This window comes from Candidatus Kuenenia stuttgartiensis (assembly GCF_900232105.1).
GTDB lineage: Bacteria > Planctomycetota > Brocadiia > Brocadiales > Brocadiaceae > Kuenenia > Kuenenia stuttgartiensis_A.
Window position 1 is genome coordinate 1,058,317 of record NZ_LT934425.1, and the last position, 13,707, is coordinate 1,072,023.

Below are 13,707 nucleotides of genomic sequence, written 5' to 3' on the forward strand. Positions count from 1 at the left end.
GGTTCAAGTTTGCATTGATGCAAAGCCTTAATGCCAGCATCCATTAACCAGCCTTATTCGGCAGGTAATCTTTCTGCTTCTGCTTCGGCTTCGGCTTCGGCTTCGGCTTTAGCCGCTTCTTCTTTCTGTTGTTTTTCTTTCCGTTTTTTTTCTGCCTGCCTTATGTCATATTCAAGCTCACGGTTGAGTTTATCCGCATCCGTTTTCGAGTCATCAATAAAAAATTGCTCTGAGGTTTTAAATTTTATATATACCCTTTCGTCACCGCAGCCTGGAAGAACGAATAAAATAGCAAGGATTGGTATTGTCTGTAAGAGATAATTTCGTAGTTTCATGCATAGTATTCCTTTAATGAAATATTAAAACGGAGGGTTTGCGGCTAGTATATTTAGTACCTTATCAGTAATTTTTTCGCATCTTTTGGCAAAATATTTAATGGTGAAATACGAAATACGCAACGCGAAATACGAAACAAATTCTAATGACAAAATGATTGTGACTATTCAGCGTAATTTATTAAACTACCGGAGATCAGAGCGCAATTGCGTTCCCAAACAGATACTTCACTATGTTCAGTACAAGGTTTGGGAACGAGCCATGTATCGTTTACCCTCAATAGTTACAGATAATTTAAAATTTTAAACAAGAGCACCTTTCGTATTTTTTATTTCGTGCTTCGTGGTTAAAATCTTTTTGGTGGCGGCTATACCACTCTATGAAATGTTATTTACCTAAAATTTTTTGCACGTTTTCCGTGGAAGGTTTTTCTATTACGCCTTTCTCGGTAATAATCGCAGTAATATTTTTTGCCGGCGTTACATCAAAGGCGGGATTGAATACCTTTACTCCCTCCGGTGCCGTTCTTTTGCCAAACCCGCAGGTAACTTCCTCTGATGACCGTTCTTCAATGGGAATTTCATCGCCAGATGTGATATTCAGGTCAAATGTAGATACCGGAGCTGCGACATAGAAAGGAATGCCATGTTCTTTTGCCAGGATTGATACGCCATATGTGCCAATCTTATTTGCGGCGTCGCCATTTGCCGCAATCCTGTCTGCGCCCACAATAACACACTGAATCTTGCCTAATTTCATTACATGAGCCGCCATGTTGTCGCATATAAGTGTAACGTCTATGCCGGCATGCATGAGTTCCCATGTCGTCAGTCGTGCGCCTTGCAAAAGTGGACGGGTTTCGTCGGCGTAGACCTTAAATTTTTTACCGTTTTCTTTTGCCTTAAACATAACTGCCAGCGCGGTGCCGTAATCCGCAGTGGCAAGTCCGCCCGCATTGCAATGTGTAAGAACGCCATCACCGTCTTTAATAAACTTCGCTCCGTTTTCCCCTATTTGCCTGCAAATAGATTTGTCTTCATTTTGAACATTGATTGCTTCCCGCAAGAGGATTTCTTTGATTGTATGGACCGGTTTATCACGGTTTTCCCATGCAACACGTTCCATTCTGGAAAGCCCCCAGAAAAGATTTACCGCCGTAGGCCGTGAGGAACCAAGATAGTTTGTAACATTCTTTAGTTCTTTAAAAAAAGCCTCTGTATCATCGGTGCGAATATCTTTAATTCCTAATAACACGCCGGTAACCGCTGCGATGCCAATTGCCGGCGCTCCTCGTACCATGAGTGTTTTAATTGCGCGCCAAATACTCTTTAAGTCTTCACAATATATATACTTTATTTCAGCAGGCAAAAGGGTCTGGTCGATCAATCGAACACGGCCTTCTATATTCCCTTCCCACTCTATGGTTGGTAACGGCATTTCCATCTCCTTATGTAATAATACATACCATCTATAAACTTAATTGTTATGCTATTTGGGATTTTGAATTTCTGCATTTCGCAAACTAAAATTAAAGGGGGTGAGGTGCTACAATGCTTTTCGTCCGGGGTAACAGCCGCCATCATTTTAACAGAGTGTTATATATTTGTGTAATAAAATCCGGCAGGAACTCCGATAATGAGCGTGATGCGAACTTTGCCTGTTTACGGAGATTTTTTAAGGTAAAAATGCTGTACGGTTTCTTAAATAGGTACAATGATACGGCAGGCACATTTATGTTCCCTTTTTCATTAACAAGGTTTTCACAGACAGCCACATCTTCATCTGCCCTATCGGAAATTGCCCGCACGACAATAAATGGGATCCCTAGATTATGCGACTGTTCCGCAATCAGAAAAGATTCCATGTCAACGGCAATTGCATAAGTAGTATTTCCAAGTAATTTTTTGTATGAAGATAAGTGGATTATTTTATTTGTTGTCGCAATTATTCCATAATGTACTTTAAAACGAGGGCTGCCGGACAATTCCCTCGCCACATCCAAAATGGAAGATTCACAGGAAATAACCGGGCTGCTATGCGCTTTCTTTCCCAATGTTTCATCTGTTACATACAATACTTTTTCCCCTATGACCAAATCGCCCACATCAATTTCCGGCCGCAGCGCCCCCGCAAAACCAGAAGAAATTACTAACTGTATTCTGAATTGTTGAGATAAGTGCTGGAGAACAGAGGAAACGTTTTGCCCTATTCCCGTCTGAATAAGTGCTACCGGAAAACCATACAGCTCGGCATGGTAAAATGTAATATGTCCGAAACGTATTTTCCCCAAAATATTTACTTTTGATTTTATAGAAACAATTTCCCGGCTTAGAGCGAAAAATATTACAATCATTGTTCTTGCGCTAATTTAACGTTTAGGAATTTCAATTTTTTTGTAGAGACGCATTGCATGCGTCCGGAAACTGCTGCACATAATGAAAATGTTGAATGAAACAACAGAGAGACACATGCAATGCGTCTCTACATCAACAATCTAAGGTGGGATATGGAAACCCACGGCAACATCAAAGTTATATTGCAAAGTACTACAAATCAGGCATGTTGTCGAAATGATAGTTAATCAACAGAGTCAATATGGAAGTAAATCTCGGACCAATGCGTCTATAAGCAAACAACACGCGGAATGAAAAGAGGTGCTAGAAATATTTAGCGGTAGCGAGGAAAAATATAGAAAGGATATCGAAAGGAGCCAAACAGATAGATAAGAAAGAATTAGTTATGAGAATTAAAATATTTCGAAAACATATTATCTACCTGATCCTGGCTCAACCAATCTTTTGCTTCTCCCATGTCTATATTTGTCGCAACTTTTATATATTCATTAATATACTGAAGTAAATCCTTTTTTGTAATAGCCTCCATTTTTACCAGTAATTCACCTATACGCAAATTGTTATCATGCTTTTGTAAACTGAGCACTTCATTTAATGTTTCTTGTGAAATATAATTATTCTTAACTAAAAATTCACCTATTTTCATTAACAATCTCTTATTTTATGATTTAATCTTTTTATCTTTACGATATTATATCGGTTTGCCAAATCATACATAAAAATTATGCCTATTTATTATTTTGCAAATTTAGTGGCTCAAAAATTCAAAATTAATTAATACTTCTTCAAATAATTGTAGCGCTTCATAGTTTCTTATGGTTCCACGGATGTAACATGATGAATGTTTTTAAAAACGGACAAAATTTGAGGTTAATGACAGCGTCGTTTAGTCCAAACCTTTCAATTTATTCTTCAAGATTTCATTCACTATTTTTGGGTTTGCCATTCCCTTTGATTCTTTCATAACTTGTCCAATGATAAAGGCAATAGCATTCTTTTTACCCTTTTTATAATCTTCTATCGCATTTGGATGAGAAACAATAACCTTATCTACTATTTCAATTATCTGCCACTCATCACTAATTTGCGCCAGTTTTTTTTCTTCGATAATTGTTTTTGGTTCTTTTCCCGTGTCAATCATTTCAGAAAACACTTCTTTGGCAATTGTATTGCTTATTGTGCCATCATCAATCATTCCCACGAGAGATGCTAATTGCTCCGGTTTCATTTTCAGCGAAGCAATATCCAACCGTTTCTCTTTTACTTCCCTTAACAAATCATTTATTATCCAATTACATAATGCTTTAGGGAGATTTACAACCTTCACACATTCCTCGAAAAAATCTGAAAGCATTTTATCCTCAGTCAACAAATCAGCGTCGTAATTGGATAATTGAAAAGACGCTACAAACCTCTGTTTTCTTTCAAGAGGAAGTTCCGGAATAGTATCTTTTATCGAACATATCCATTTTTCATCTATCACAAACGGTAATAAATCCGGCTCGGGAAAATAGCGGTAATCCTGCGCTTCTTCTTTTGAACGCATTCTTACGCTTCTCCCGCGTATTTCGTCCCATAATCGCGTTTCCCGCTCTATCATTTCACCACGATTCAGTAATTCGCGCTGCCTTGATGTTTCATATTCAATCGCCTTTAATACAGATTTCATTGAGTTTAGGTTTTTAATTTCCACCCTATTACCCAATTTTTTTTCACCATTTTTTCTCAATGAAATGCTTGCCTCAAATCTAAGTGATCCCTCCTGCATCTTACAATCAGATATGCCTGTATAAAAAATTATTTTTCTTAATGTCTGCATATAGCTTTCTACTTCAACTATATTTCTCATGTCCGGGTATGAAACAATTTCCAACAAAGGAACTCCAGCTCTGTTAAAATCGATAAGGCTATAATCTGCACCTGCTTCTTCAGGGTGTATAAGCTTACCGGCTTCTTCTTCCAGATGAACATTATGTACCCTGATTTTCTGAATGGCATTGTTCACTTCAATAACGATAAATCCATCAACACCTAAATTATAATAATTTTGTGAAATCTGATAGTTTTTGGGTAAGTCCGGATAATAATAACTCTTTCTATCAAAATTCGTGTATCGGTTAATAGTGCAATTCAGTGCTATAGCAGCCTTTAATGCATACTCAAAGGCTTTTTTGTTTACGACCGGCAAAACACCAGGCATTCCTAAACAAATTGGACATATTTGTGTATTGGGCTCAGCGCCAAACTTTGCATTACAACCACAAAACAATTTTGTGACTGTAGACAATTCAGCATGGGTCTCTAGTCCTATAACAACCTCGTAAGCCATTTGAATATTTTTGCCTTTAATACAGTAAAATTACAATTTGGGTTCAATCAAATGAAAGTCAGTATCTCTTTCAAAAGAATATGCAATTTGTAACATTTTAGCTTCTTCGAAGTAATTGGTGAGTATCTGCAAACCAATCGGCAAACCTTCTTTAGAAAATCCACAAGGAATCGAAATGCTTGGAATGCCGGACAAGTTTGCGGGAATGGTATAAATGTCAGAAAGATACATCTCTAAGGGATTGTCAATACGTTCTGCGATCTTAAATGCAGGAACAGGGGAGGTGGGGCAAACAATGCAATCAACTTTTTCAAAGACCGTGTCAAAATCTTTTTTTATTAAATTCCTCACTTTTGAAGCTTTTAAATAATAAGCCTCATAATAACCTGAACTTAATGCATAGTTGCCGAGCATAACACGCCGTTTCACTTCATTACCAAATCCTTCCGAACGGGACCGGCAATACATTTCATCAATGCCTTTTATATTGTTTGCACGAAAACCATACCTTACACCGTCAAATCGCGATAAGTTAGAGCTTGCCTCTGCATTTGCCACTATATAATAAACAGCAACTGCATATTCAGTATGGGGCAAAGATACCTCTACAAGCTTAGCCCCAAGTCTTTCGTAAATTTTTAAAGAGTTATCTACTGCCGTACGAACATCAGCATCCAAACCCTCTGCAAAATATTCACGCGGAATGCCAATTTTAATGCCTTTTACACCACCACCAATTCCATTTAGATAATCAGGGACATTTATATCAGCACACGTAGTATCATTCTTATCTTTACCTGCAATTACACTCAAAAGCAATGCAGCATCACTTACATCCTTAGTGATAGGGCCAATTTGATCAAGAGAAGAACTAAATGCAACTAAACCAAATCGAGATACCCTTCCGTAAGTTGGTTTTAATCCAACAACTCCACACAAAGCCGCAGGCTGTCTTATTGAACCACCAGTTTCAGAACCCAATGCCATAAATGCAAGATCTGCGGACACTGCTGCTGAGGAACCACCGCTTGATCCGCCTGGCACAAAATTTTGATTATAAGGATTGCGAGTAATTTTATAGCTGGAGTTTTCGGTTGAAGAACCCATTGCGAATTCATCCAAATTGGTTTTGCCAATTATAATGGAATCTTCTTCTTTTAACCGTTTAACAACAAAGGCATCGTACGGTGGGATAAAAGTTTTGAGAATCTTAGAGGCACACGTAGTAGTTAAATCTTTTGTACAAATATTATCTTTAACGGCAATGGGGATACCCGCGAGCAAACCTACACTCTCATGGTTTGCAACCTTCTTGTCAATTTCCTTAGCCTTTTTAAATGCGTTTTCTTCATCTAATGTAAGAAATGACTGTATATTTGAATCGATCTTAAAAATCCGTTCAAACAACATATTAACTATGTCCGTTGCCCGAATTTCTTCTGATAATATTTTCCGTTTTATTTGAAGTGCGGTAAAACTTAAAAATTTCAAAAACGCTTCTCTTATAACAAATTATTTATTCCAGTACTTTTGGTACTTTAAAAAAAAAACCCTCAGTAGCAGGTGCCAAGGAGAGGGCTTTTTCCCGTCTGATTGATTCTTCCAACGTATCTTCTCTAAATATATTGGTAATATTGAAAGGGTGAATTAACGGCGCAATATTTTCGGTATTAAGTTTATTTAATTTTTCTATATACAACAGCACTTCTCGCAACTGACTTGTAAATATTTTCTTTTCATCGTCACTAAGCTCAAATTTTGATAATGATGCAACATATTCGATGTCTTTATTACTAATATTCATAATTTTTCAACTTATCCACGATTCATAAGGTTATAATGCTTTTATTACTTTTCCAGCACTAATGCACCTCGTACAAACTTTTATTCTTTTCACAGTTTTGTTATCAATCAGTGCTTTTACCTTTTGTATATTCGGCTTAAACTTTCGTTTTGTCTTCCCTGTAATTTTTTTACCTACGCCACCTTTCCACTTTGCCAAACCTCTAGTTTCAATCTGATTGCCCGCTACTGTCTTTTTTTTGCATATCTCACAAACCCTAGACATAAAAATACCCTTTCTACAAAAATTTCTTACTGACATAACTTTTCGTCAGGTTTTTTAAAACAATCTTCACACAGTCCTTGAATTTGTAACCGATGTGATTTTGGAACAAATTTATTTTTTTTACACACAGCAACTTGTAGATTTTCAATTTTTTTTTCAAAAAATTCTATAATCTTACCACAGTTATCACAGACTAAATGATCATGATGTTCTTGTCCATGAACATGCTCATAATGCGTGTGCCTCTCGCCAGATATAACTTCTCTTAACAACCCACTTTCGACAAGCAGAGCAAGAGAACGATAAATCGTCGCTTTTGATACTTTATAACCATTCAGCCTCAAATCCACTAACAACTCATCTGCTTCAAAGTGTTTATGGCTTTCAAACACATGAGTAAAAACAGACTTTCGTTCTGTTGTATATTTTAAACCTCGAGAATAAAGAAATTCAATGAACTTCTCTTCCTCTGAATCCATGATGGACTACCTTTATTTTAAATTTCACCTATAAAACTTGAAAATATAACCTAAATTTAGTTTTTTGTAGATTTAAGATAAAAATAAAGCTACAAATAATAAAACCCATCCCGATGTATCGGGACGGGTTTTATTATTTATTCCCGGCAGTAACTTACTCTCCCAGCTTTCACCAGTACCATCAGCGTAAGAAGCTTAACTACCGTGTTCGGAATGGAAACGGGTGTTTCATTCTTACTATATCCACCGGAAATTATAAATTTATATCAATCAACCTCAAACTTCACTCTTTTTCAAACGATAGCATTTGAAACTAAATCGTCAATGTGTAATATTTTTTTTGAAAAAGTATCAAAAAAATTAACAGCTTATACAATAATGAATAACTTAACGGTAACAAATTGAAACGCAATTTATATAAAGAACTCAAGCTTTTCGACAAATTAGTACCAGTCAGCTAAATATATTACTATACTTACACCTCTGGCCTATCAACCTCGTAGTCTACAAGGTGTCTCTCTTCTAAAAGAAAATGATATCTAGTTTTGGAGTAGGCTTCATGCTTATATGCTTTCAGCATTTATCCTTTCCGCACATAGCTACCCAGCTATGCCGTTAGCACGACAACTGGTACACCAGCGGTACGTCCATCCCGGTCCTCTCGTACTAAGGACAGATCTCCTCAAATATCACACACCCACGACAGATAGGGACCGACCTGTCTCACGACGGTCTAAACCCAGCTCGCGTGCCGCTTTAATCTGTGAACTCCAGAACCCTTGGGACCTTCTCCAGCCCCAGGATGCGACGAGCCGACATCGAGGTGCCAAACCGCCCCGCCGCTATGGACGCTCGGGGGCGATAAGCCTGTTATCCCCGGAGTACCTTTTATCTGTTGAGCGATGGCGTTTCCACACACAACCACCGGATCACTAGGCCCTGCTTTCACACCTGCTCGACTTATATGTCTCGCAGTTAAGCTTCCTTCTGCCCTTACACTCTACGTGCGATTGCCAACCGCACTGAGGAAGCCTTTGGACTCCTCCGTTACTCTTTTGGAGGAGACCGCCCCAGTCAAACTGCCCACCTACCACTGTTCCAAACCCGGATTCACGGCATTTGGTTAGAATTTTAGCATAACAAGGGTGGTATTTCAACGGCGACTCCATCCCGGCCAAAACCGAGACTTCAAAGTCTCCCACCTATCCTACGCAAATTGTACCAAAACCCAATAATAGGCTACAGTAAAGGTTCACGGGGTCTTTCCGTCTTGCCGCGGGTACGTGGCATCTTCACCACGACTACAATTTCGCCGAGTCCCTCGTTGAGACAGTACCCAAGTCGTTACGCGATTCATGCACGTCGGAAGTTAGCCGACAAGGAACTTCGCTACCTTAGGACTCTCATAGTTAGAGCCGCCATTCACCAGAGCTTCGGTTCTGAGCTTCGCATCTTTTCAAACACTAACCCATCCCCTTAACTTTCTGGCATCGAGCACGCGTCGGTCTCTATACGTTGATTTTAAATCTTAGCAGAGACCTGTGTTTTTAGTAAACAGTCGCCCGGGTCTTTTTACTGTGGCCTCAATTTTACTTGAGGCACTCCTTCTCCCGTAGTTACGGAGTAATTTTGCCGAGTTCCTTAACGAGGGTTCTCTCGAGCGCCTTAGGATTCTCTCCCTGCCTACCTGTGTCAGTTTTAGTACGGATACCACAATAACTCACAATCGAGGCTTTTCTTGAGAGATGCTCCGGTTACTTATAGGCTTACGCCAACGTACTCACCATCGATGTTTTAGCATTCCGGATTTTCCTGGAATAACACCTCCGGCTTGAACAAACCGTGTCTATTAGGCTTGCTAACCTTTACACCTCTGTCCCCCCATGTTCAACGCTATTATGGTAGCACAGGAATATTAACCTGTTGTCCATCGTCTACGCCTTTCAGCCTCGACTTAGGCTCCGGCTAACCCTGGGCGGATTTACCTTCCCCAGGAAACCTTAGGCTTACGGCGAATAAGATTCTCACTTATATTATCGCTACTTATACCGGCATAATCACTTCTATATCGTCCAAGAGTCTTTACAGTCTCTCTTCAACCTAACATAGAACGCTCTCCTACCACTGTTCAAATTATAAATAATTCGAACAATCCGAAGCTTCGGTAATAAACTTAGTCCCGTAATATTTTCGGCGCAAGAATGCTCGGTTAGTAAGCTATTACGCACTTTTTAAATGATTGCTGCTTCTAAGCCAACATCCTAACTGTCTTTGCACTCTCACTTCCTTTATCACTTAGTCTATTTTAGGGACCTTAGCTGTCGGTCTGGGCTGTTTCCCTTTTGACAATGAAGCTTATCCCCCAATGTCTGTCTCCTATGACTTATATAATGGTATTCGGAGTTTGATTGGACTTGGTAGCCTGGTAGGCCCCAGAATCTATTCAGTATCTCTACCCCCATCATATTCACGCCATAAGGCTAGCCCTAAAGCTATTTCGGAGAGAACCAGCTATCACCAAGTTTGATTAGACTTTTACTCCTCCCCTCAGTTCATCGCCTCGCTTTTCAACGCAAGTGCGTTCGGACCTCCACGAATTTTTACATTCGCTTCATCCTGACCAAGGGTAGATCACATGGTTTCGGGTCTATTATGTACTACATATAGTTCGCGCTTTCACACTCGCTTTCGCTGTGGCTTCGTCCCATAAAGACTTAACCTGCAATACACAATAAGTCGCCGGTTCATTATGCAAAAGGCACGCGGTCACACATTATTCTATTAAAGAATCATAGTGCTCCCACCGCTCGTAAGTACACGGTTTCAGGTTCTATTTCATTCCCCTAACAGGGGTTCTTTTCATCTTTCGCTCGCGCTACTTGTACGCTATCGGTCGCTGAGTAGTATTTAGCCTTAGAGAGTGGACTCCCTAAATTCACACCCGCTTCCACGAGACGGGTGTTACTCGGGTAATTACGCTAGAAGTGTAATTCTTTTCGCTTACAGGACTATCACCTTCTATGGTTATTCTTTCCAGTACTATTCAGCTAAAAATTACATTTGTAACTTCACAGGCAGTCCTTGTACTGCCACCGCAACACCCACGACCCCAACTATGCAACGCACAAGGGCTTGACACATAGCTGGTTTAGGCTTCTTCCTTTTCGCTCGCCGCTACTAAGGAAATCGAATTCTCTTTCTTTTCCTGGAGTTACTAAGATGTTTCAATTCTCTCCGTTCGCCTCTACACCCTATATATTCAGGTGTAGATACTATAGCATAAACCTATAGTAGGTTGCCCCATTCGGAAATCTCCGGATCAAAGCTTGTTTGGCAGCTCCCCGAAGCTTATCGCAGTCTTCCACGTCCTTCATCGCCTCTCAGCGCCAAGACATCCACCATGTACCCTTATTGGCTTGATATCTTAAATAAATCGAGAATCAAATTGCTACCCGTTAAGTATTCACTTTTCAAAGAACAAACTATGTCGCAAAACTTAGTATTTCAATCTCCAACAATGACAAATGCTGAGATATACAATATGCAGTCTACATGTGATTATACAGGCTTAAAATTAGCTATCAAAGACAGGCGACCAGTTACCGCAAGACCTAAAAACCTTGCGCAAAGAAATCAAACTGGTGGAGATGAGCGGGATCGAACCGCTAACCTCTGCCTTGCAAGGGCAGCGCTCTCCCAGTTGAGCTACATCCCCCTTCAGACCGGACGTATAAAAGAAAATGGTGGGCCTAAGTGGACTCGAACCACTGACCTTTCCCTTATCAGGGGAATGCTCTAAACCAACTGAGCTATAGGCCCAAACCATCGAGCAATATTTGGGCCACACTCTGTTTCCAAAGGCAATATAACTTACAAAAAAAATAGAAGCCTTTTGCGCGCGAGACAAAACCGTTACAACAATCCTTAGAAAGGAGGTGATCCAGCCGCAGGTTCTCCTACGACTACCTTGTTACGACTTAGTCCTCCTCACAAAACACACCTTAGGCACTTCCCTCCCTTACGGGTTAGGCAGGCGATTTTGGGTGCATCTTGCTTGGGTGGCTTGACGGGCGGTGTGTACAAGGCTCGGGAACATATTCACCGCGGCGTAGCTGATCCGCGATTACTAGCGATTCCAACTTCATGGAGGCGAGTTTCAGCCTCCAATCTGAACTGAGATCGGCTTTATAGGTTTCGCACCATCTCGCGACTTAGCATCCCTTTGTACCGACCATTGTAGCACGTGTGCAGCCCGGGACATAAGGGCCATGATGACTTGACGTCGTCCCCACCTTCCTCCGTCTTAACGACGGCAGTCTCTCTAAAGTGCTCAGCATTACCCGTTAGCAACTAAAGACAAGGGTTTCGCTCGTTAGGGGACTTAACCCAACGTCTCACGACACGAGCTGACGACAGCCATGCAACACCTGTGATAGCTTCGGACTGGATACCGATCGTCACCCTTTCAGGATTCTACTTCTACCATGTCAAGCCCCGGTAAGGTTCTTCGCGTTGCATCGAATTAAGCCACATGCTCCACCGCTTGTGCGAGCCCCCGTCAATTCTTTTGAGTTTTAGCCTTGCGGCCGTACTCCCCAGGCGGGGCACTTAATGCGTTAGCTCCGGCAGAGAAATAATCAAAACCCCTCTACTTAGTGCCCATCGTTTACGGCTAGGACTACCGGGGTATCTAATCCCGTTTGCTCCCCTAGCTTTCGCACACTCAGCGTCAGTTTCGGACCAGAGAGTCGCTTTCGCCGCCGGCGTTCCTTCTGATATCTACGCATTTCACCGCTCCACCAGAAGTTCCACTCTCCCCTCCCGTACTCAAGCCCTGTAGTATCAGATGCCGTTCTTCCGTTAAGCGGAAGGCTTTCACAACTGACTTGCAAGGCCGCCTACGTGCTCTTTACGCCCAATAATTCCGAACAACGCTTGCCGCCTCTGTATTACCGCGGCTGCTGGCACAGAGTTAGCCGTGGCTTCCTCTGGAGCCTTAGTCAAGCAAGTGCGCTATTAACGCACCTGCATTTCCTAACTCCCGACAGTGGTTTACAACCCGAAGGCCTTCTTCCCACACGCGGCGTCGCTTCGTCACCCTTTCGGGCATTGCGAAAGATTCTCGACTGCAGCCTCCCGTAGGAGTCTGGGCAGTGTCTCAGTCCCAGTGTGGCCGACCACCCTCTCAAGCCGGCTACCCGTCTTTGCCTTGGTAGGCCATTACCCCACCAACTAGCTGATAGGACATTAACCCCTCTTTAAGCACAAGGAACAGAATTCCTAGCATTTGACCACAAGTGCTTTTGCACCTATAGTATTATTGGGTATTAGCAGCCCTTTCGGTAGTTCCGATTGCTCGAAACGCAGTTATTCCCATCTCAAAGGCAGGTTATCAATGCATTACTCACCCTTTCGCCACTAGGCTTGCGCCCCTTACGGGGCACTTCCTCGTTCGACTTGCATGCCTAATCCACGCCGCCAGCGTTCGTTCTGAGCCAAGATCATACCCTTCATAAAACAACAAAAGGCTAACCAAACTAACTGGCTACTTAATTTTACATCTATTCAAAAAAAAGAAATTGTTATGGCTTTTGTACTCGCACGCAATTGACTTCTAAATTATAAAAGAACAGAACTTCCAAAACCACTCATTTCCTTAATATACTATTTAAACTTCAGGATATCAAGCAAAAAGTAAACTTTTTTTTATTTCATACTTTCTCGACTTAGGATTAGTACTCAATGAGCAGTTTCACAAAAAAATTGAACTTCGAAGATAATACCATCAAAAACTATTATTTCAATCTTTAAATTCGATAATATTTTGAAAATATTCTTATAACATGCAATATTACTTAGGCTTATACATTAATATTGCTTATAATATTTTTCGAATCTTTACACTATTGTGATTTTTTACCGTCAGATGCTGCATAGAGCAAAACGACTGTAATATCTTGTCAAAATTAGACATATAAAAGATTAATAATCCGCGAGAGTTGTAATGAAAGAAATAACTCAACAATAGGTGACAAATAGTTGAACTAAATATTGGGCAGCGTCCCTGATAACAACGAAACCAGCCGTTTCAGGCATGTATTTTCTGCTTAGGTAAACAACTCATGGCCACAAAAAAGAATA

General features: G+C 40.7%; 9 protein-coding genes, 2 tRNA genes and 3 rRNA genes. All 14 read right to left on the reverse strand.

What is annotated here, in order from left to right; all coding sequences use genetic code 11:
* Positions 1 to 53: 53 nt before the first annotated feature.
* The 14 genes from KSMBR1_RS04895 to KSMBR1_RS04960 all read right to left on the reverse strand — a co-directional run bounded on the left by KSMBR1_RS04895 (position 54) and on the right by KSMBR1_RS04960 (position 13,083).
* Positions 54 to 335 carry a hypothetical protein gene (locus tag KSMBR1_RS04895; protein WP_099324320.1) on the reverse strand — a complete coding sequence of 94 codons (282 nt, stop codon included), beginning with the start codon at positions 333 to 335 and terminating at the stop codon, positions 54 to 56.
* A 388-nt stretch (positions 336 to 723) separates the two neighbouring features.
* Positions 724 to 1,773: an S-methyl-5-thioribose-1-phosphate isomerase gene (gene mtnA, locus KSMBR1_RS04900; RefSeq protein ID WP_099324321.1), complete on the reverse strand. Its 1,050-nt coding sequence runs from the start codon at positions 1,771 to 1,773 to the stop codon at positions 724 to 726.
* 142 nt (positions 1,774 to 1,915) lie between these two features.
* A complete protein-coding gene (locus KSMBR1_RS04905; RefSeq protein WP_099324322.1) occupies positions 1,916 to 2,689 on the reverse strand; it encodes a phosphorylase family protein in 774 nt (257 codons plus the stop codon).
* A gap of 380 nt (positions 2,690 to 3,069) precedes the next feature.
* On the reverse strand, positions 3,070 to 3,336 hold the full coding sequence (locus KSMBR1_RS04910) for a cyclic di-GMP-binding domain-containing protein, MshE-related (protein WP_099324323.1): 267 nt from the start codon (positions 3,334 to 3,336) through the stop codon (positions 3,070 to 3,072).
* A gap of 240 nt (positions 3,337 to 3,576) precedes the next feature.
* Positions 3,577 to 5,019, reverse strand: coding sequence for an Asp-tRNA(Asn)/Glu-tRNA(Gln) amidotransferase subunit GatB (gatB, locus tag KSMBR1_RS04915; RefSeq protein WP_099324324.1), 1,443 nt, complete (start codon positions 5,017 to 5,019; stop codon positions 3,577 to 3,579).
* 30 nt (positions 5,020 to 5,049) lie between these two features.
* On the reverse strand, positions 5,050 to 6,510 hold the full coding sequence (gene gatA, locus KSMBR1_RS04920) for an Asp-tRNA(Asn)/Glu-tRNA(Gln) amidotransferase subunit GatA (protein ID WP_099324325.1): 1,461 nt from the start codon (positions 6,508 to 6,510) through the stop codon (positions 5,050 to 5,052).
* Positions 6,511 to 6,535: 25 nt separating this feature from the next.
* Complete coding sequence (gene gatC, locus KSMBR1_RS04925) at positions 6,536 to 6,823, reverse strand: Asp-tRNA(Asn)/Glu-tRNA(Gln) amidotransferase subunit GatC (protein ID WP_230405759.1); 288 nt, start codon at positions 6,821 to 6,823, stop codon at positions 6,536 to 6,538.
* A 30-nt stretch (positions 6,824 to 6,853) separates the two neighbouring features.
* Complete coding sequence (rpmB, locus tag KSMBR1_RS04930) at positions 6,854 to 7,123, reverse strand: 50S ribosomal protein L28 (protein ID WP_230405758.1); 270 nt, start codon at positions 7,121 to 7,123, stop codon at positions 6,854 to 6,856.
* Complete coding sequence (locus tag KSMBR1_RS04935) at positions 7,114 to 7,566, reverse strand: Fur family transcriptional regulator (protein ID WP_099324327.1); 453 nt, start codon at positions 7,564 to 7,566, stop codon at positions 7,114 to 7,116. Before KSMBR1_RS04935 ends, rpmB begins: the two co-directional genes overlap by 10 nt.
* Before the next feature lie 141 nt (positions 7,567 to 7,707).
* Positions 7,708 to 7,817, reverse strand: a 5S ribosomal RNA gene (gene rrf, locus KSMBR1_RS04940).
* Between the two features lie 171 nt (positions 7,818 to 7,988).
* Positions 7,989 to 10,988, reverse strand: a 23S ribosomal RNA gene (locus tag KSMBR1_RS04945).
* 217 nt (positions 10,989 to 11,205) lie between these two features.
* A tRNA-Ala gene (locus tag KSMBR1_RS04950) sits at positions 11,206 to 11,281 on the reverse strand.
* Positions 11,282 to 11,307: 26 nt separating this feature from the next.
* Positions 11,308 to 11,385: transfer RNA gene (locus KSMBR1_RS04955), tRNA-Ile, on the reverse strand.
* 109 nt (positions 11,386 to 11,494) lie between these two features.
* Positions 11,495 to 13,083 (reverse strand): 16S ribosomal RNA (locus KSMBR1_RS04960).
* Together the 16S, 23S and 5S rRNA genes with 2 tRNA genes alongside form the textbook arrangement of a ribosomal RNA operon.
* Positions 13,084 to 13,707: the final 624 nt, after the last annotated feature.